This window comes from Cytophagales bacterium (genome assembly GCA_033344775.1).
Lineage (GTDB): Bacteria > Bacteroidota > Bacteroidia > Cytophagales > Cyclobacteriaceae > JAWPMT01.
In genome coordinates this window covers 1-19,299 of the sequence record JAWPMT010000003.1, presented here as the reverse complement: position 1 = coordinate 19,299, position 19,299 = coordinate 1, and the positions used below count along the sequence as shown (strand labels likewise).

Annotated in this window: 17 protein-coding genes; 8 read left to right on the top strand and 9 right to left on the bottom strand. The window is 43.4% G+C overall.

Annotation, left to right across the window (positions count from 1 at the left end; genetic code table 11):
- The first annotated feature begins 37 nt into the window (after window positions 1–37).
- The 7 genes from R8G66_08555 (at window position 38) to R8G66_08525 (ending at window position 10,372) form a co-directional block, all read left to right on the top strand.
- Complete coding sequence (locus tag R8G66_08555; protein MDW3192402.1) at window positions 38–775, top strand: response regulator; 738 nt, start codon at window positions 38–40, stop codon at window positions 773–775.
- 168 nt (window positions 776–943) lie between these two features.
- A complete protein-coding gene (locus R8G66_08550; protein ID MDW3192401.1) occupies window positions 944–1,993 on the top strand; it encodes a hypothetical protein in 1,050 nt (349 codons plus the stop codon).
- 6 nt (window positions 1,994–1,999) lie between these two features.
- Window positions 2,000–5,659: a cadherin domain-containing protein gene (locus tag R8G66_08545; protein ID MDW3192400.1), complete on the top strand. Its 3,660-nt coding sequence runs from the start codon at window positions 2,000–2,002 to the stop codon at window positions 5,657–5,659.
- 237 nt (window positions 5,660–5,896) lie between these two features.
- Window positions 5,897–6,538: a hypothetical protein gene (locus R8G66_08540; protein MDW3192399.1), complete on the top strand. Its 642-nt coding sequence runs from the start codon at window positions 5,897–5,899 to the stop codon at window positions 6,536–6,538.
- A 36-nt stretch (window positions 6,539–6,574) separates the two neighbouring features.
- A complete protein-coding gene (locus R8G66_08535) occupies window positions 6,575–7,297 on the top strand; it encodes a toll/interleukin-1 receptor domain-containing protein (protein ID MDW3192398.1) in 723 nt (240 codons plus the stop codon).
- 49 nt (window positions 7,298–7,346) lie between these two features.
- Window positions 7,347–9,149 (top strand): adenylate/guanylate cyclase domain-containing protein, encoded by a 1,803-nt coding sequence (locus tag R8G66_08530; protein ID MDW3192397.1) that lies wholly within the window; start codon window positions 7,347–7,349, stop codon window positions 9,147–9,149.
- A 23-nt stretch (window positions 9,150–9,172) separates the two neighbouring features.
- Entirely contained in the window at window positions 9,173–10,372 is a 1,200-nt protein-coding gene (locus R8G66_08525) for a HEAT repeat domain-containing protein (GenBank protein ID MDW3192396.1), read from the top strand.
- Between the two features lies 1 nt (window position 10,373).
- Here R8G66_08525 and R8G66_08520 read toward each other — a convergent pair whose 3' ends face one another.
- From R8G66_08520 to R8G66_08480, 9 genes are all read right to left on the bottom strand, one after another.
- The gene (locus R8G66_08520; GenBank protein MDW3192395.1) at window positions 10,374–10,814 is read right to left on the bottom strand and encodes a RidA family protein; all 441 of its coding nucleotides are present in this window, start codon (window positions 10,812–10,814) and stop codon (window positions 10,374–10,376) included.
- 99 nt (window positions 10,815–10,913) lie between these two features.
- Window positions 10,914–11,882, bottom strand: coding sequence for an XdhC family protein (locus tag R8G66_08515; protein ID MDW3192394.1), 969 nt, complete (start codon window positions 11,880–11,882; stop codon window positions 10,914–10,916).
- Window positions 11,875–13,023 carry a VWA domain-containing protein gene (locus R8G66_08510; protein MDW3192393.1) on the bottom strand — a complete coding sequence of 383 codons (1,149 nt, stop codon included), beginning with the start codon at window positions 13,021–13,023 and terminating at the stop codon, window positions 11,875–11,877. The genes R8G66_08515 and R8G66_08510 overlap by 8 nt, the downstream gene beginning before the upstream one ends.
- A gap of 175 nt (window positions 13,024–13,198) precedes the next feature.
- Window positions 13,199–14,068 (bottom strand): MoxR family ATPase, encoded by an 870-nt coding sequence (locus tag R8G66_08505; GenBank protein MDW3192392.1) that lies wholly within the window; start codon window positions 14,066–14,068, stop codon window positions 13,199–13,201.
- Complete coding sequence (locus R8G66_08500) at window positions 14,065–14,631, bottom strand: SRPBCC family protein (GenBank protein MDW3192391.1); 567 nt, start codon at window positions 14,629–14,631, stop codon at window positions 14,065–14,067. Before R8G66_08500 ends, R8G66_08505 begins: the two co-directional genes overlap by 4 nt.
- An 80-nt stretch (window positions 14,632–14,711) precedes the next feature.
- Window positions 14,712–17,096 (bottom strand): aerobic carbon-monoxide dehydrogenase large subunit, encoded by a 2,385-nt coding sequence (locus R8G66_08495; protein ID MDW3192390.1) that lies wholly within the window; start codon window positions 17,094–17,096, stop codon window positions 14,712–14,714.
- 23 nt (window positions 17,097–17,119) lie between these two features.
- Complete coding sequence (locus R8G66_08490) at window positions 17,120–17,626, bottom strand: (2Fe-2S)-binding protein (protein ID MDW3192389.1); 507 nt, start codon at window positions 17,624–17,626, stop codon at window positions 17,120–17,122.
- Window positions 17,623–18,492 carry a xanthine dehydrogenase family protein subunit M gene (locus R8G66_08485; protein ID MDW3192388.1) on the bottom strand — a complete coding sequence of 290 codons (870 nt, stop codon included), beginning with the start codon at window positions 18,490–18,492 and terminating at the stop codon, window positions 17,623–17,625. Before R8G66_08485 ends, R8G66_08490 begins: the two co-directional genes overlap by 4 nt.
- A 32-nt stretch (window positions 18,493–18,524) precedes the next feature.
- Window positions 18,525–18,887, bottom strand: coding sequence for a hypothetical protein (locus R8G66_08480; GenBank protein MDW3192387.1), 363 nt, complete (start codon window positions 18,885–18,887; stop codon window positions 18,525–18,527).
- A gap of 171 nt (window positions 18,888–19,058) precedes the next feature.
- On the opposite strand from R8G66_08480, the gene R8G66_08475 reads away from it, so the two are divergent.
- Window positions 19,059–19,299, top strand: a 241-nt coding sequence (locus tag R8G66_08475) for an XdhC family protein (protein ID MDW3192386.1), incomplete at its 3' end; no start/stop codon positions are given.

Sequence of the window (19,299 nt, the reverse complement as noted above, 5' to 3'; positions counted from 1 at the left end):
TGATGTCGAAATCCTTACTTCACCTTATCTTAAAGCAATGAGTTACCGCATAATGACCATAGAAGATGATCTCTTGATTGCTGCGGACTTGAGGATGAAGTTAACGGGTTTAGGTCATGAAGTCCTGGGAAATGCGCGGAATCACGATGAAGCCGTGGAATTGACCCATCAGACCCAACCAGAAATCATCATCGCGGACATCATGATTGAAGGAGATAAAGATGGGATTGCTGCGATTAGTTCAATCTACGAAAGTTATCGTTGCCCAGTCATCTACTTAACAGCGAACTCAGAAAATATCACTGTAAAAAGAGCCTTACAAACGCATCCAGCTGCATTTTTGATCAAACCTTTTAAAATCAGCGAATTTGCGATCAATATAGACCTGGCCGTTCAAAATTTTCAGCAGTCAGTTGATTTTGATGTGGTCAATCACAAGATCACCGATGCAATCTTCCTTCCTGACCAGAACACCTATGTGCGCGTATTGAAAAAAGACATTCTATTTGTCAAAGCCGATGGTTCTTACGTCGACGTGGTTACTGAGAATAAGTCATATCAACTAGCATCCAATCTCAAAAACTTTCACAAGCAATTTCAAGTGCCTCACTTCATTCGGGTGTCACGCTCTTATCTGATCAATGGAAATTTCGTCTGCCGTATCAATGGCAACATCATCTACCTCCAAAGTGGTCAAAAAGAAATTCCGATCGTATTTAGCAAAGAGAAAAGACAAGAAATCCTAGACCGGTTTGAAGTATTGAAGACCAAATAGCGCAGGTAAAACCTGGAAATTCAGCGCTTCCAACTTCTGCTTTACAAGACGATCATTACCCTTTTCAAGACCGATTGCCTCTCTCACAAACACGGATTTGGGTACCCCTTTAAAAGAAAGAATTTTGGTTACGACCAATAAGATCTTTCTACTAAAACATTCAAATCCATGAAGACTAAACTTTACTCAACATTGCTAAAAGCCGGCCTGAGTTTTATAACACTCATCCTGTTTTTAGGAGCATTCGCAGGCACCTGGAGGGTCAATAACACCGACAATTCAGCAGATTTCGTTTCTATACAGGCCGCAATCAACAACATGACCGATGTAGCCGACGGAGACACCTTATTTGTAGAAGGATCAGCTTTTGTCTATTCGGGCTTTACACTTAATCGATTGCTCTATATCATCGGCCCCGGTTATCGACTCAGCGAAAATCCTCAAACAGGAACATTGGCTTCTGTTGCTGTGATTGATGGTACAGCTGAATTTGTGTCAGGTTCTGAAGGATCTGTATTTAGCGGTTTTGTCTTCGACGATGACAATTCCACAGATGATATTACGTATGTCAATGGGGTCAACAATATCACCATTATGCGTTGCTATCAAACTTTCGCTATCAACATCAATTCTTCAGTTCAAAACATAATAATCGTACAAAATTATTTTGAAGATGATGCTATTAGAATAGATAATCTTTCAGAGGACTTTTTTCAAGGTGTGATATTTGACAACAACATTGTAAGGAATGACTTTAACCGGAGTACTGACGCCTCCGCTCCACGAACATTTGCCTCAGTGGATAATAACATTTTTTTAGAAGATGTGGTAGTGACCACTGCCACATTCCGCAATAACATATGGGACCCACTTGGAGGCAGCGCCTCGATTAATATTACCTCAGGTATCATTGAAAATAATCTTTTCTTCAACAGCCAGCTTGGAACAGAAAATGGGAACATGGGTTTCACAGATAACACGACTGTATTTGGAGACCGAACAGGTAGAAGTTTTGATGAGCAATGGGCCCTGGATGATGGTTCTACTTTTAAGAACTCCGGTACTGATGGTACAGATCCCGGACCCTTTGGAGGTTCTAATCCCTATGTTCTAAGTGGCGTACCTCCTCTCCCAGTGATCTACGAAATCAATACCTCAGGTTTTGGCAATCAGGAAAATGGGCTTCCTGTTGAGATCAAAGTAAGGTCTTCTAATTAAACTCCTATGAGAAGGCTACTTTGGCTGGGCCTCCTTTTCCTGACTTTTCAGGTGGGTGCCCAGGATATCTTTCCTTATACACCTTCCGGGTGGGATGGAAACATTGTGATCAGTTCGGTAACCGGGACCAATACAAACAATACTGATTTGAAAGAAGGTTTCCAGTTGTACCTGGACTATGCCCTCCGGCATGACTTTTCCAGTGCGCTGGACGAATTAGATATAGATATACAAATCGATGGAGTTCAATACACACGCCGGGTATTTTCTAGTCTGAATCCGGATCCAACCTTCGGGCAGGGTCTCGATCTTATTCTGGTATTAGAAAAAGGCACCCATACCGTTACCATTATTTTGGACCCTGATGATGAATTTGCAGAAACAGATGAGACAAACAACAGCTATGAGTTAACGGTCTCTGTATCAGAAGAACATACGTTTAACCCTGTTGCTTCCACAGACCCGGAAAGCCTGGAATATTTCATCGATGATGACCCGGGATACGGCAATGGCACCGCCGTATCACTGAGTGCCAGTGATTCCAAGGCCGTAACTGAATTGGACATTGACTTAGGCTCAACTTCCACTGGGTTTCATCAGGCCTACTTCAGGTCACGCAACAGCAATGACTGGGGATTTACTCAAGTGTTGAATTTCTTCAATTTGCAGGCACCAGACACGACTGTCACAGGTATAGAATACTTCATTGATTCAGATCCGGGATTGGGAAATGGTACATTCATCGCTTCCACTATTCCTGATCAAGAAGTCGATCTGAATTTCACTGTTCCACTTACCGATGTAGCCGTAGGATTTCATCAGCTCTACACACGGGCAAAAAGTGGAAACGGTACCTGGTCCCCTACACAGGTCCTCTCCTTCTTCAACTTCGTCGCGCCATCCGAAGGCATTGAATACATCGAATATTTCGTTGATGATGATCCTGGACTTGGCAACGGAACCCCCATCAGCTTTACTTCCGGTCAAGAAGAAATCAATTTCAATCTCGACCTGAGCAACGTGAATACTGGCTTTCATCAGATACACGTTCGTGCAAGAAGTAGTAATGGGACCTGGGGATTGCTGGAATCTTCGAGTTTTCTCGTAGAACAAGGTGCAGGGAGAAACACCGATATCGTAGCATTGGAATACTTTTTCATCAGTAGCTCCACCTTTTCTCAGGTATTTACCTATGAGATTCCTGAAGCCAGTACAGATATTGACATAGTCGCACCTCTGGACATTTCTTTTTTGGAAGATGGAGAGAACTATACCCTGGTGGTCCGGGCAGTAAATGAGAGTGGTACAAAAAGTGTCCGTAGCACCCATACTTTCACCTACATGGAAAATACCGCTCCAGAAATTGCGGATCAAAGTTTTACAACAGATGAAAATCCGCTCAATGACGCCAGTATTGGCCAGGTTGAAGCTTCGGATGCTGACAATGACGAACTTACTTATAGCATTGTATCAGGAAATGAGGATGGCGCTTTTTCGCTTTCTTCATCAGGCGAGTTGACAATTGCCGATTCCACCCTGTTCAATTTTGAAAATGTGACTTCCTACTCACTGACGGTGGCAGTCGATGACAGCAAAGAAAGAAGTGAGGCAGTTGTAACTGTCAATATCAGTGACATCAATGATACACCTACAGTTACAGATCAGGCCTTCAATTTGATAGAGAATCCTTCAAATGGTATAGAAATTGGACAAATTGTAGCTTCAGATGAGGATGAAGATGAGCTCTCTTTTACGCTCTCCTCAGGAAATGAAAATGACGCCTTTGCATTGTCCAGTTCCGGCATTCTGAGTGTTCAGGATTCAACTTTCTTCAATTTTGAGAGTACGACCTCCTTTTCCCTGACAGTGGTAGTCAGTGATGGGGAAGTAACTGCTTCAGCCACGATAACAGTCAATCTTGAGGAAACTAATGACGCTCCAGTGATCGCCGATCAGACCTTTTCACTAGCAGAAAACCCGACGAATGGAACAATTATCGGACAAATAACGGCCTCCGACGAAGATGAAGATGAGTTGACATTTTCGATCAGTTCCGGTAACGAAAATGAGATCTTCTCCCTTTCTGGTTCCGGGTCATTAACAGTACTTGATTCAACCCCACTGGACTTTGAAACTACGCTTTCCTTTGACCTGGAAATTGAGGTAACGGATGGTATGGAAAGTGCATCAGCTATCGTAACCGTGGCACTGGAAAATGTCAATGAGGCTCCTGTGATCGAAAACCAAACCTTCTCCATTGATGAAAACTCAGATACGAATACGGTGGTGGGTCAAATAGCAGCAAGCGATGTTGAAGGCGATGCACTCACCTTTGCATTGTTATCAGGAAATTCCAATGAGGCTTTTGCTCTCTCCTCTGCAGGAGAACTTACAGTACTTACCTCCTCTGCGCTGGATTTTGAAACGCAACCTTCTTTCGAATTGCAAATTCAGGTTTCAGATGGTAACGACGGAACTTCTGAAGCGCAAATTACTATCACGTTGAATGACGTAGCCGAAACGGGAAACATGCCTCCCTCCTTCTCAAATGTCACTTTCAGCGTGGATGAAAATTCAGCTGCAGGTACGATTGTCGGGCAATTAGAAGCCACTGATACCGATGGTGATGAGTTGACTTATGTGATCCAATCCGGAAATACTGATGATGCGTTTGTACTCTCTACCACAGGGGAACTCTCCGTTCAAACGGCTTCCGCACTGGATTTCGAAACACAACCAACATTCACGCTACAAGTCCAGGTTTCTGATGGTAATGAAGGAACCACTGAAGGAGAAGTCACGATCAACCTCAATGATGTGGCAGAAAACAATCCACCTCAAATAACCAATCAAACTTTTGATATCGACGAAAATAGTCCAAATGGCAAGCTAGTAGGTACTATAGTTGCTACAGATCCCGATGGTGATGAGTTGACTTTTGTAATCCAATCCGGAAATACGGATGATGCGTTTCTGCTTTCTAGCACAGGGGAACTCTCGGTTCAAACGGCTTCCGCACTGGATTTCGAAGCACAACCAACATTGACGTTACAAGTCCAGGTTTCAGATGGCAATGGAGGTACCGCTGAAGGGCAAGTCACGATCAACCTCAACGATGTGACTGAGAACAATCCACCTCAAATAGCCAATCAAACTTTTAATATCGAGGAAAACAGTGCAAATGGCACGCTCGTGGGTACTATAATCGCTACAGATCCCGATGGTGATGAGTTGACGTATTCCATAACTTCAGGGAATGAAGCAGGTACCTTCTCACTCAATGGCACTTCAGGAGAACTAACCGTAGCCAATGTGGATCTTCTTGACTTTGAAACAGTAGTCATGTATGAACTGAGAGTACAGGTATCGGATGGAACGGTTATCGCTGCGTCTTCTATCACCATCAATGTCCTCGACCTGGATGAGCCTGTTTTATCGACCTTGTTTGGTTCAGACATCAAAGTTTACCCTAATCCCGTCAGTGAATATCTGACCATCGAATGGGTCGAATTCCAGGAATTAGTAGTCTACAATCTGGTAGGTAGGCAATTGCTTCATTCTTACGAATCTTCAGTGTCGCTAGAGGGTCTCAGTGCCGGGACCTATTTGCTCCTTTTGAAAGGCAGAAATGGTACAGTACTGCAACAAAAGATCCTGAAACGATAGCTAGCTAAATTTCAAACCACAACAACCAAACGGCAGGACAACTCGTCCTGCCGTTTATTTTTTCAAGTTACACGGAACCAGTCCAGTCCTTTCCTTGATAAACCTTTGTTCTAAATGATTCAAGGATCCTCTTGACAATATTTCCAGGGCATTCCGTCCCAATCCATTTAACGGTTTTGAGGAAATATCCCTATCTTACAGATACCTTTTTTACGAACTTTTTAATGGAGCCTCGATATGAATCAAGAGGAAACGCTTCAGAAATTGCTTTTACAGAAATATCAGCGCCAAAAGCAACTCAACGAACAATTCAAAGATCTTGAGAAATTAGAACTAGACCTTTCCGCTCAGAAATTCGGGCGTTTTTTTGGTACGTCTTATTTGGTAACGAAACGCCTGATAACTTTGATCATTGGTGTACTCATTACTGCTCTCGGACTACTATTACTTATTCAACCTGACCTGATCATTACTGATTCGATAGTGAATGAATTGGTGGATGATGTAGCTAAAGAACAGATGGAAATGGCCGATGAGTTAATACAAGATGCTCATGAAGAGGTTTACGAAGACCGACAACTCCATTTATATGAATTTCGAGCGTTAATGAATCCAATCCTCAATTATGAGCTAGAAGAAGACCTCCATTTTCTTATTCATGCTTTTGGATATACATTTTTCATCATCGGTTTGATTATCCTTTATGTCAGTCGACTAACGCAAAAGATGAAGATTAGAAACGGTCGTATTACTCAGGCTCAGGATTTAACGAAATTGGTCATTCACAAACTAAAGGCCTACATAGAAGAAGACGAAAAAGAACTGGTCATCCTTCAAAATTTGGCCAATTCAGGAAGTCACTCCCAAAATCAAGCATGATGATATTTATTGACTAAATCTTCAACTTAAACTTTCATGAAAATTCCTAAAGTTTTCATTTCCTACTCGCATGATTCCGAAGCACATAAAGAATGGGTTGAAAAGTTGGCTTCAAGACTAAAAGCATTCCATATTAACGTAATCATTGATTCAGATCTGCCGCCAGGAGGAAACATACAACACTTCATGGATAGTCATCTGGAAGACGCAGATCGCATATTGGTCATCTGTACTGAAAGGTCTGTAGCCAAAATGAAAGCGGGAAAAGGTGGAGTCGCTTATGAAAAAAATATCATCGCTGATGAGGTCATGGAGGACACAAATAAAATCAAAGTGATTCCCATCGTAAGACATAAAGGGAATCCAAAAGTACCATCCTACTTAAGATCAAAACGTTATCTGGATTTTTCCGAAGATCATCATTTCGAGTCAAATCTGGAGGAATTGGTCCATGGCATTAAAGAAGGCCCCGATCACACTGATGATATCAATACTAAAACCAACCAATTTTCAAGCTCAACAACCGAAGATTATCGCGACTTTGATTTGGCAGGTTTCATGACCATTATGAACCGCGTTAGAAATAACACTGGTCATCCATGGACTAAGGAACAAGAAATAAAGGAATACACAGGTTTATCAAATATTGAATTAAAAAAGCTCATTAAAGAGGCTGTTGGAATCGGCTACGTTGAAATCAGCCATACAGGTAAACTTCATTTTACGAAAGAAGGTAAAACCTTTCTGGGAATCCCGTAATTCTTTTCCTCCATTTCACATTTGCCCATGCCTCCCCTATCTTGGTCAAATGAAATTCCTGTTCCTGCTGGCGGCATTTATTCTAACCTTCTCCTGTTGGGGTCAGACAGATGCTGATGCCCTGGAAAAACAAGTTAAAGGGAAATCGGGTTTCGAAAAACTGGCTACACTCAATCAACTCTCCGCCTTCTTCAACGGGAACAACGACAGGAAATTCAGAAAGTACGCCAAGCAGGGATGTGTTCTGGCGGAGAATTTTGATGAATCTAAGATGAGCTTATCTTCAGAGCAATCAAATATGATTGCCGAAGCTTTCAATCATTTCGCTGTTTCGCAATATGATAAAAAGCACTACCTGGATGCCCGAAATATCTTTCAAAAAGCCGAAACCCTTTCGGAGGATATAGGAAATGAGGCAGTTGCAACCAATGCCAAAATCTACCTGGCCAAAATTGATTCCTTAGCTGATGATGCAGTGAAAGACAACATTTTCAACCGAACATTGACCGATCTCAACCTGGACAGGGTGGTGAGCAATACAAACAGTAAAGTAGGTATCGCTTTTGAACTAAAGATGGCCCAAGCGCGAGAAAACAAAAACGATACTACCAAGGCCATTGAACATTATCAGGAGGCCGCCAAGCTCTTGAGAGACAAAGGTGAATTTGATAAAGCGGAAGAAATTGACACGAAAATAGCATCGCTTCAAACACGAAAACCGCAAAATCAGCTACAACAACCAATCTCGTCGTTCTCATTGACAGACCTGGAACTTCCAGAAGTCGACAGTATCAACGCAAACCCCGAAGAAGCACGATCAGTATTAGATCAGGCAACACTGCTTGAGAGAAACAATGATTATCAATCCGCATTGGCTTACTATAAACGCTATACCGCCTTGCAAAGGAAACTGGAGAAAGACAGCCTGGCACAAGAAGCGGCACGAACCGAAGTACTTCTTGAAATGGACCGGTTGAAACAAGAAAATGAAATTGCTGACCTGAACATCGCTGCGATACAAGCTGAAAAAGCAGCGGAAGAACGTGCAAAGAACGTACTATTCTTCGGACTTGCACTCATTGCGATTACGGCCATTATTGTACTGATCCTCTACATCAGTAAACGAAAGAAACACGCGCAGCTTACGCAGGCTTATGAAGACCTGGATCAGGCCAAAGAAGACTTGCAAGAAGCCAAGGTCCATATTTCCAAATTACTAGAGCAACAGGTTTCGCCTGAAATCGCTTCTGCACTAATTGAGGAAGCACCAGAAAAAAGAAAGCAATTTGTGGCCATCATGTTTCTGGATATTCGTGGCTTTACTCCTATTGCTGAGCAAATGGAGGCCAAGGAACTGATTGAATACCAAAATCACATTTTCGGCTTCATGATCGAGATCATTCAGAAGTACCACGGCAACATCAATCAATTCATGGGCGATGGATTCATGGCCACTTTCGGTGCTCCCATATCCCATGGCGAAGACGTCAAAAACGCGTTCCTCGCGGGGAAAGAGATCATTGCACAACTAGAAGAAGTCAATGCAAAAGGGATCGCGCCTCATACCAAAGTAGGTATTGGCATCCATGCAGGACAGGTAGTTACTGGCAATGTAGGCACCGAAACCAGAAAGCAATTCTCAGTGACGGGAAACACCGTGATCATTGCTGCAAGAATTGAACAACTCAATAAGCAATACGGCTCTAACATGATCATCTCGCAGGAAGTGAATGAATATTTGGATAATTCAGACACAAAAGGGATGAACTCCCAGAATTATGAAACCCATGTCAAAGGTCGGACTGAGCCTGTGGAGATTTTGGTTTTTAATGGGGAAATGATCGTCAGTTAATAATGTGAAGAATTACATCCTATATGTTTCGAAACAACCGAAAATCAAGTCAAAAATCAATTCTAGATGGAATTGACGAAATCAATTGGCAGCATTTAAAACATGCTTACGGTGTAGCTTCGGATGTAGCTAAGGACATAAGAAATCTAACCAACACCAATGAGAAAACTAGAGAAAGTGCCCTTTACAATTTATACGGATCAATTTTTCATCAGGGAACAAGATACGAAGCAACACCCTATGCAATCCCATTTATCTATGAACTGATTGAAAGTGAACATGTAAAAAACAGGCATGAATTAATAGAATTCCTGATCAATCTTGCATTAGGATATGAAGATAATTACCTGCCTGAAGGCATTGATCCTAAAAAATTCAGAAAGAATTTATTAGATAGTGAAGCGCGTCTGACGACTGAACAACGGGAGGTTAATGAAAAATATGGGTATAGTATTTTGGCTTTGATCGATTGTTATAATTTCGTCGAAGAAGGCATATCAATTTTATTGAATTGCTTAAAACATGAGGATGAAAGTATAAGAATTGCTGCACTTTACGCAATCGCATGGTTTCCTGAAAAATCCGAAAACACCACACCCGCAATACTGGAAATTCTTAGCAGTTCTCAGGAAGAAATGGAGTTAGCTACTGGGATTCTGACTTTAGGGCTTTTGAGTAAACAATCAGCAAGTCCAATAGACTTATCGGTCTTACAATACCACATGAATTCGGATTCGGCGCTACTAAGAATTTCCGCAGCTATCGCACTGGCCAGAAACCCCATCCAAATGGATGTCCTGAACATATTAATTGAAGGTATTAAATCCGAAACAAGTCTAAGCGAAGTGGAAGGAATGCTGTTCAATGAAGGTAATATTTCGGGTTATGCGAGTTTAACGCTTTCTAAATATGGAAAATCCGAAAAAGATAAAATTATACCTGTTCTATGTGAGTCATTAATAGTTGCTGATACTTATCAATCACTAGATATCACTCATGCGCTATTGGAATTTATAAACGATAAGAAAACAGTCTTAATTAAAGATGAAAAATTGGAAGACCTTAATCAACTCGAGCTCTTGGCTTTAAATGCCATCTACGAACATGGAGGATGGACTGTAGGTGGAGGAGGATTTGTCAATTATTTCAATCTATTGAAATCTGGAGGAGTACCCGATTCAAAATCGGGGCTGGGAGAATTCTTAAATAAGACCGATACTTAAATTACTCAATCACCGCCACTGCATCGATCTCGATCAACCACTCTGGCAAAGCCAATGCCGTAACACCTACTAATGTACTCGCCGGCGTGATCGCATCCGTAAAAATCTCTTTTCTCACACCACGAAATACATCCAGGTCTTCGGGCTTGTAATCAACAATGTAGGTGTTGATCTTGACCAAATCCGCATAGCTCCCTCCTTCACTTTCCAGCAAGTCCCCAAGTTTCTTGAGCACATCTCTCATTTGAGTATCCAGGTTTTCACCCTCTCCTACTTGTCCGGATATGTGTAAGGTCTTGATGCCATTCTGCTCGATAACAACCATCTGAGAATAGCCATTGGTGGGTTGAAAGTAGCGACGGGAAAACGAAGGTTCGTTTTGTTGTACGTGGCTACTGCAAGAGATAAAAAGGAATGGTATAAGAAAGCTGAAGTATTTCATAGATATAAGTTAGTCAGGCATGGCAAATGCCCAAAACATTTCGACCGCCCGCCTTGCCGGTCCGAGGCAGGCATTGCAAATACGGCCGAGCTTCTAAAATTACAAATACGCCTCAGGCTCTTTCTCAAAGCTTACTTTACAGCCATCACAGCAGAAGTAAACTTTCTCACCCTTGTATTCCAAAACATGTTTCGCTGTGCTCTTTTGCACGGGGATCTTACAAACGGGATTCATGTACAAGTCTTCATTCAACTCTTTGAAAGCCGCTTCATCTCCTTGATCCGCACCAAGAGCCATTTTTTCCTGTACGATCTCCGCCAATATAGAAATAGCCACATCCTGAGGTGATTTTGCATTGAGATCCAGGCCTGCTGGTGTTTTTACCTGTGCAAGGTCTTCAATGGGTGTACCTTGCTTTTTGAGTGTTCGGTAAATGGAATTGGCTTTTCTACGACTGGAAACGAAAGACACGTAATTGGCGTTTGAGGCCACTGCCGCTTCCAGGCTCTTTTCATCATCTTCCCCCTGGGTACATACCACCACAAAATCGGCAGGTTTCAACTGATTGGTATCGAAATCTTTCAAAGCATGAAATTTCTTCGCTTTGGGAAACATCTCGTGTTCCAATAGATCGGAAATTACCGTCATTTCATAACCTGCTGCAGCGCCAATTTCACACAATGACTTAGCAATGTGGGATCTTCCAAAGATGAATATTTTACTGGCAGGTATCATAGGTTCAATGTATACATCAACAGATCCTTCGCTCTGGCACATCATGCTGTAAGTCTTCACCCCTTGCTGATCGTCCTGGGTATCAGCACCCGGAGCAATTTTGACCAGGCGAGGCTTTTGATCTTTCAGCGAAGCGATGGCCTCCTTGATGACAATGCCTTTGGTACAACCACCACCGATCCAGCCATGCACGTCACCTTCCTCGGTAATGAGGGCTTTGTCTCCTGGCTTCCCGGAAGTAGGTGCTTTGCGGTTGACCACTACCGCCACTGCGGCGTTTCGGTCCTGGCTTTTCAGCTCTTCCAGTTGTTCAAAAATATGATCGTCAAGCATCTGCTAATAGGTTTTCAAGTTCTAACAAACTGTTCAGGTTATGGGCCGAACGAAAATCATCCAAATAAGGTAACGCTGCCTTCATGCCTTTGGCTTCCGGCGCATACCCTTGCATCCCTTTCAAAGGGTTCAACCACAACAACTTACTGGTTCGCATCTTTATCTTTTCTAACTCTCCCGACAATAGTTTGGGTTCCCCATCGTCCAGGCCATCACTCAAAATCATGGTTACACTACGTCCATTGAGGACAAGTTTTCCATATTGGTCATTGAAATCCTTGATGCATTCTCCAATTTTCGTGCCTCCAGACCAGTGATCCGCCTGTACACTAAGGTCCCACAAGGCTTGATCCAACTGATCCGTCGAAATAAGATCAGTGATCCTTACAAGCTTCGTGCTGAACACAAAGGCCTCAATATTTCCCAGATTGGATTTCAGCGACCAGATAAATTTAAGCAAATAGAAGCTGTACTTATCCATGGACCCTGAGACATCCAGAATAAGCACGATCTTCCGTTTTTGTATTTTTCTGTTTTTTCGACTCAACTCTAGCAAAGCTCCACCATTTGACATGTTCTTGCGAATGGTCCTTTTCAGATCAATGGCGCCTTTTTTTGTCTCCGTCATTTTGCGTTTCATCCGGTGGTTGAGCTGACGCAGCAGTCGCTCTGCCAGGTCATCCAGATACGTACTGTCCATGGAAGCCACCTTTGAAAAATCTGTCGCTTTTAATGACTCAATTCTGCTGGCTCCGGTAATGCTTTTTGCTTCCTCTTCGGCTTTGGCCTCCTGATGGCCATTAGGATTGAAGCCCGCCATCACCAGGGAAGCATTGGTCCTTTTCGCAATATTGGTTGATCCTTTTTTATCGATCGTGTGTGCGTAGTTGTGTTTGCGTTTTTTCCAATAGACATCAAAACATTTGTCAAAATCCTCAAACTGCTCCTCTTTGACGCAAAACAAGGATTTCAAGGTGTATTTGAAAGTGATCTCATCATGGAGAAACCCCATCTCAGATGCTTGTAATGCCTCCAGGGTATGATTCAACCCAACATCCAAATTACTGTCACGGCACAGCTTGGTAAAGCCTGCCATGGCATCGCTAAGAGATTCGTGATGGGTACAGTGGGTAAGAGACATTAAAAAATATTATTGAGTCGTCATTTCGAGTTAGCCTTTTAAAGGCTGACGAAAGCAATCGTATTAAATTAGGTTCTGCTCATTAGGTTGTGCTCATTTTCCAGTCAAACGATCGCTTCTCTTTCGTTAAACTACAGATCGCGATGACGGTATTTAGCTCATTAAAAACTTAACCCTAACTCGTTATTAACGATTCTACCCCCTCCTCTTTCACGACCTTAATATCCGCATCGGATTTCAGGACACAGCCAAGGGTTTTTTCCACATACTCGGGAGAAAAGGATTTCGCACCCAAAGTAATCATAGCATTGGCCCAATCAATGGTCTCTGCAATTCCAGGAGATTTCTGCAATTTCATCTCTCGCAATTGCTGAACAAAAGTTACCAGGGAATTCAACATGTTCTCCTCTACATCTGGTAAATGCTTTTTCAGGATGTTTCGCTCTTTTTCAAAACTTGGATAGGATACCCAATGGTACAAACACCTTCTCCTTAGAGCATCGCTCAATTCTCGCGTTCGATTAGAAGTCAGGATCACAATGGGACGATGTTTCGCCTTCACGGTTCCCATCTCGGGGATAGATATCTGGAAGTCCGACAACAATTCCAATAGAAAGGCTTCAAACTCCTCGTCTGCACGATCAATTTCGTCAATTAGTAATACAGCAGGTTTGTCACTGGTTATCGCCTGCAATAACGGACGTTTCAGCAAAAAGTCTTCTCCGAAAATGTGCTTTTCTTTTTCTGCTTCAGACAAGGCAGACTGCTCGTTGATCTTGATGCTCAGCAACTGCTTTTGATAATTCCACTCGTAAATGGCGTTGTTCACATCCAGGCCTTCGTAGCACTGCAGCCGAAGCAGATCCGCCCCCAAATGACTGGCCAGGATATGTGCCGCTTCTGTCTTTCCAACGCCCGGAGGGCCTTCCAGCAGAATAGGCTTTTTCAGTTTCAAAGTAAGAAGAAGAACCGTCGCCAGTTCTTCTTCCACTACGTAACTTTTCTTATCCAGCTCTCTGATCAGTTGACTGACCTCCGGTATCATGCTTCTGCAGGTTTTTCTTCTTCACCTTCTTTCTTCTTGAAGATGCCGGAGACCTTACTCTTCAGCACTGACCCCATCATGGAACCGGCTTTCAACGTATTGTCTACCTCTGCACCCGCAAGCAAGTTTTTAAAATTATTGACGAATTGATCCATCAACTGTGCCGAAACGTCATTGATCAATCGGGATCCAAACTGCGCAAGGGTACCCTGAATAGAGACTACCATTTCAAAGTCTACTTCGGTTCCGCTATCAATGGATTTGGCAGTTCCATTCATGGTCATCTCGGCACTTCCTTTTCCTTTGGAATCCAGGCCTTTACCGATCAACTTCATTTGATGGTTGTCATTGTCCATCTCATCGATGGTGATCTGACCGTCATACTTGGACTTGACCGGGCCAAACTTCAATGAAACCTCGCCTTTGTAATTATTGTCGTCAATCTGCTCCGTAATAGAGGCACCAGGTACACAACCTGAGATCTCCATGGGATTACTGAGTCCTGCCCATACTTTTTCAATAGGCTCTTCTATGGTAAAATTCTTTGTGATTGTAGCTTCCATGAAATATCAATTAAAGAAGTCAGACACGTGCACTTCGAGAGCCTCAGCGCACGAAACTGACTTCTTTTGATGTTAACTTATTACTCTGCGATTGGTTTATCTAACACTCCTTTTTCCTTCAAGGCCTTGAAGATCTTGTAAGGGGTAATCGGAATGTCCAGGTGGGTGATACCGTATGGTTTCAACGCATCAACAATCGCATTGGCAATTGCCGGAGGCGCCCCAACCGTAGGTGACTCACCAATACCTTTTGCACCAATTGGGTGGTGTGGTGAAGGTGTCACCGTATGGCCAGTTTCCCAACTTGGAGACTCTACCGCCGTGGGTACCAGATAATCCATCAACGTACCATTCAGGATGTTTCCATCTTCATCGTAAATCAACTCCTCGTACATCGCAGGTGCGATACCCTGAGTCAATCCACCGTGTACCTGTCCCTGAGCAACCATCGGGTTGATGATATGTCCGGCATCATCGATCGCTACGAATCTTCGCACCTTGATCTCAAACGTATCGGTATCGATATCAACAATACAGATATAAGCCCCTGATGGGAACGTAAGGTTCGGAGGATCGTAGTAGTGAGTTGCCTCAAACCCAGCTTCCATCCCTTGTGGGTGATTGGTATAAGAAGCAAATACGATCTCCTGGATGGTTTTGGATTTCTCCGGTGCTCCTTTGACAAAGAACTTACCAGGCTCCCATTCCAAATCATCTTCACTTACTTCCAATAAGTAAGCTGCGATTTTCTTCGCTTTGTCTCTCAATTTTCTAGCCGCCATCGCTGCTGCTGCACCTGCTGTAGGGGTACTTCTACTCGCGTAAGTTCCCAACCCATAAGGTGCCGTGTCGGTATCACCCTCTTCGACTTGGATGTCTTTAGCAGGAATGCCTAACTCTTCCGCAATGATCTGCGCATAAGTAGTTTCGTGACCTTGCCCTTGCGACTTGGTACCGAAACGGGCAATGGCTTTACCCGTAGGGTGTACCCGAATCTCCGCACTGTCGAACATTTTGATACCGAGAATGTCGAAATCCTTAGAAGGACCTGCTCCTACAATCTCAGTAAACGTAGACAGGCCTATCCCCATCAATTCACCTTTCTTACGCTTTTCGGCTTGCTCCTTTCGTAAACCATCATAATCTACCGTTCTCATGGCCAATTCAAGACCCGCGTGGTAATCTCCAGAGTCATACTCCCAACCGGTTGGAGACTGGTAAGGGAATTGCTCTTTTTTGATGAAGTTATCCATGCGCACTTGTGCGGGATCCTTGTCAATCTCTAGTGCATATCGGTCTGTAATTCGCTCAATGGCATGTACAGCCTCTGTCACACGGAAGGAACAACGGTAAGCAACTCCCCCCGGAGGCTTGTTGGTGTAAACCGCATCCGCTTCCATAAAGGCATTAGGATAGTCATAGGATCCTGTTCCGATCGAAAACATTCCAGTCGGGAACTTGGAAGGATTTGCAGACGCATCCGTGTAGCCATGATCGGCCAATACTTTCATACGAGTCGCCAGGATCTTACCATCCTTGGTTCCGGCCATTTCTGCTGTGATATGATAGTCACGAGCAAATGAATCCGCCTGAAGGTTCTCACTTCGGTCTTCGATCCATTTTACTGGCTTTCCGACCAGGAATGATACAGCTATGGCAATTACGTAACCTGGATATACCGGTACTTTACCTCCAAAACCACCTCCAATATCCGGAGCGATCACCCGAATTTTCTCCTCTGTTAAACCCACGTGACCTGCAACCAGCGCAATGACCGTGCGGATGGCGTGTGGTGCCTGGGTTGTCATGTACATGGTCAGGTGATTGTCTACTTTATTGTAGTCTGCCACACAACCACATGTTTCAATCGAAGAAACGTGAATTCTAGGAATGTGCATCTGCTCTTTTACAGTCACTTCCGCATTCTCGAAGATTTTGTCGGTCTCTTCTTTCTGGCCTGCTTCCCAATGCCAGATGTGATTATCCTTTTGATCCTCTTTATCAGGACGCAACAATGGCGCATCTTCATCTAAGGCTTTGTAGGGATCTACCAGCGCTTTCATCGGCTCGTATTCCACTTTTACTGCCTCACGGCCGTCTCTGGCAATGTACTTTTCTGTAGCAATCACTGCTGCCACTTCCTGCGACTGGTACATAACCGTATCGGTTGGAAGAACCATTTGTGTATCACTCATCAAAGTAGGCATCCAGTGCAGGTTGTACTGCTCAAGGTCCTTTCCGGTAACTACTGCCACAACACCAGGAATTTCCAATGCTGCGGAAGCATCTATGTTTTTGATCTTGGCATAAGCATACGGACTTCTTACGATATCCATGTACAGCATGCCGGGTAATTTCACATCATCGACGTAGTTGCCTTTTCCATGTACGAAGCGATCATCCTCTTTTCGCTTCATGGAATGCCCCATGCCGCCGATCTCTTTCGAAGTTTTACATTGTATCATTTTCTTTATCAGGGTTTATGGGGTTATTCAACAAATACAGGTTCGGTGGATGGCAATTCGTCACCACGCATTTTCGCACCAGCATACTGGATGGCTTTTACGATGTTATTGTATCCTGTGCATCGGCAAAGGTTTCCTGAAATCCCCCATCGGATCTCTTCCTCAGTAGGATCAGGATTTTTCTCCAATAATTCGATCGCTCGCAGCATCATACCAGGCGTACAGAATCCACAATGCAGACCATGATTTTCTTTGAAACCTTCCTGGATCGGGTGCACGCCCTCTGCGGTTGCCAAACCTTCCACTGTGGTGATCTCCTTACCATTGGCTTGTACTGCCAAAATGGTACATGATTTTGCTGATTTACCGTCAATCAACAAGGTGCAGGCGCCACAACTCGACGTATCACATCCGATGTGTGTTCCAGTCATGTTAGCCTGCTCACGGATCAGGTGTACCAGCAGGGTACGAGGCTCTACTTCAAAGGAGTGCTCCTCGCCATTTATTTTTAGGGTTATTGGTGTTTTCATGAGTTAGCTCTTTCTAATGCTTTGGTGATCATTCGTTTGGTCAGGGCTTTGATGACGCGTCGCTTGTAATCTGCATCTCCCCTCAAATCATCTGATGGATTACAATCTTCTGCCGCCATTTGGCCTGCAGCCTCAATCTCAGCCGCCGTAACTTTAGTACCAACGAGCGCTTCCTCTGATCGAGTAGCTCTAAGTGGTGTAGGATTCACGTTGGTCAATCCAATTCCGGCCCTGGTACAAGTACCACTGTCATCTAATTCGATCTGAACCGCCACGCCACCTGTCGCATAATCCCCTACTTTTCTCTCGGTTTTGTGGTAAGCATTTCCAAATTTTCCTGATGGAACAGGTACTCTGATCTCTGTAAGGATCTCTCCGTCTTCTACAGCGGTCGCATAGAATCCATAAAAGAAATCATCAATTCCGACAGTTCTTTTACCGCCGGTTCCGGTAATCTCTACTTCAGCTCCTAGTGCGATCATCACCGCTGGGTGATCATTGGCTGCATCGCCATGAGCAATGTTGCCTCCTATTGTTCCGAAGTTTCTTACCTGAGGATCGGCAATCAACTTGGCCGCATCCAAAAAAATGGGAAAGTGTTGTTGCACATCTCCGGATTCTTCCATCTCACTTTCACGGGTCATTGCTCCGATATTGAGCGTGCCGTCTTCGATGTTGATATAAGACAATCCTGGGATGTTATTGAGGTCTACTAAATGCTCTGGCTCCGCAAATCGAAGCTTCATCATGGGGATCAAGCTATGGCCACCGGCCAGGATCTTCGCTTCATCCCCAAGCTCGTTTAGCACCTTGAGCGCCTCATCGAGGGTAGATGGGGCAGTATAACTAAATGAAGAGGGTATCATGCATGTTTAACTTTTAAGTGATAGAGTTGAAATTATTTTTGATCTATTGGATAGGTTATTTGTCTCTTGTATAAAATCCTGCTGTTTCGAATTTTTTGAACCACCTGATGAATGAATGACCAAAGGTTTCCATTCAGCCAGGCTGCCATTAATAGGCCTATTCCTCCTACATTATAAAAAGTTGAGGGAACGATCAATTGATGACTTAATACAATCAGTGTAGCGCTTAATAAGGCAATTAATAAAGCAATCCATGTTTTGATCCCTCGTTGATTGAGAAAGATCATTCCCAGGACTACTACCGATAAAACCAAAGGAATGAAAGAAACCCAGTTATTTGAATTCATGTAAATATCTTGTCCTCCGCAAATCGTAATTGCGGAAGAATAAGCCATGATACAAAATGGGCATTTCGGGATGAGAATGATTAAAATAGCACTGAAGAAAGAAGAGTTTCGAAAAGTGTAAACTTTTCTGTTAGTATTACATTTCTTACAGGTACTAGGCATTGAAAATTTTTCAATTTATGGTCCGTATAACAGATAAAATCTGATATTGTTTAAAAGATGCAGAATTATTTTGAAGAAATCAAAAAATGGCAAAGTAACAATAACCGAGTTGCTATTGCCAGAGTGATCAAAACCTGGGGCTCTTCTCCCCGTCCGGTAGGCTCTGTGATGCTGGTCAATGAGGATGGTAAAATGGCCGGATCTGTGAGTGGCGGTTGTGTTGAAGGATCAGTGGTAAAAAAGTCACTAGAAATCATAGATGCTGGCACGGCTAGCAGGCTAACTTTTGGGGTGTCGG

Bases quoted from the DNA above. Each gene is read 5' to 3' on its own strand.
- R8G66_08555 (MDW3192402.1), top strand. From the start codon at position 38: ATGAGTTACCGCATAATGACCATAGAAGATGATCTCTTGATTGCTGCG.
- R8G66_08550 (MDW3192401.1), top strand. From the start codon at position 944: ATGAAGACTAAACTTTACTCAACATTGCTAAAAGCCGGCCTGAGTTTT.
- R8G66_08545 (MDW3192400.1), top strand. From the start codon at position 2,000: ATGAGAAGGCTACTTTGGCTGGGCCTCCTTTTCCTGACTTTTCAGGTG.
- R8G66_08540 (MDW3192399.1), top strand. From the start codon at position 5,897: ATGAATCAAGAGGAAACGCTTCAGAAATTGCTTTTACAGAAATATCAG.
- R8G66_08535 (MDW3192398.1), top strand. From the start codon at position 6,575: ATGAAAATTCCTAAAGTTTTCATTTCCTACTCGCATGATTCCGAAGCA.
- R8G66_08530 (MDW3192397.1), top strand. From the start codon at position 7,347: ATGAAATTCCTGTTCCTGCTGGCGGCATTTATTCTAACCTTCTCCTGT.
- R8G66_08525 (MDW3192396.1), top strand. From the start codon at position 9,173: ATGTTTCGAAACAACCGAAAATCAAGTCAAAAATCAATTCTAGATGGA.
- R8G66_08520 (MDW3192395.1), bottom strand. From the start codon at position 10,814: ATGAAATACTTCAGCTTTCTTATACCATTCCTTTTTATCTCTTGCAGT.
- R8G66_08515 (MDW3192394.1), bottom strand. From the start codon at position 11,882: ATGCTTGACGATCATATTTTTGAACAACTGGAAGAGCTGAAAAGCCAG.
- R8G66_08510 (MDW3192393.1), bottom strand. From the start codon at position 13,023: ATGTCTCTTACCCACTGTACCCATCACGAATCTCTTAGCGATGCCATG.
- R8G66_08505 (MDW3192392.1), bottom strand. From the start codon at position 14,068: ATGATACCGGAGGTCAGTCAACTGATCAGAGAGCTGGATAAGAAAAGT.
- R8G66_08500 (MDW3192391.1), bottom strand. From the start codon at position 14,631: ATGGAAGCTACAATCACAAAGAATTTTACCATAGAAGAGCCTATTGAA.
- R8G66_08495 (MDW3192390.1), bottom strand. From the start codon at position 17,096: ATGATACAATGTAAAACTTCGAAAGAGATCGGCGGCATGGGGCATTCC.
- R8G66_08490 (MDW3192389.1), bottom strand. From the start codon at position 17,626: ATGAAAACACCAATAACCCTAAAAATAAATGGCGAGGAGCACTCCTTT.
- R8G66_08485 (MDW3192388.1), bottom strand. From the start codon at position 18,492: ATGATACCCTCTTCATTTAGTTATACTGCCCCATCTACCCTCGATGAG.
- R8G66_08480 (MDW3192387.1), bottom strand. From the start codon at position 18,887: ATGGCTTATTCTTCCGCAATTACGATTTGCGGAGGACAAGATATTTAC.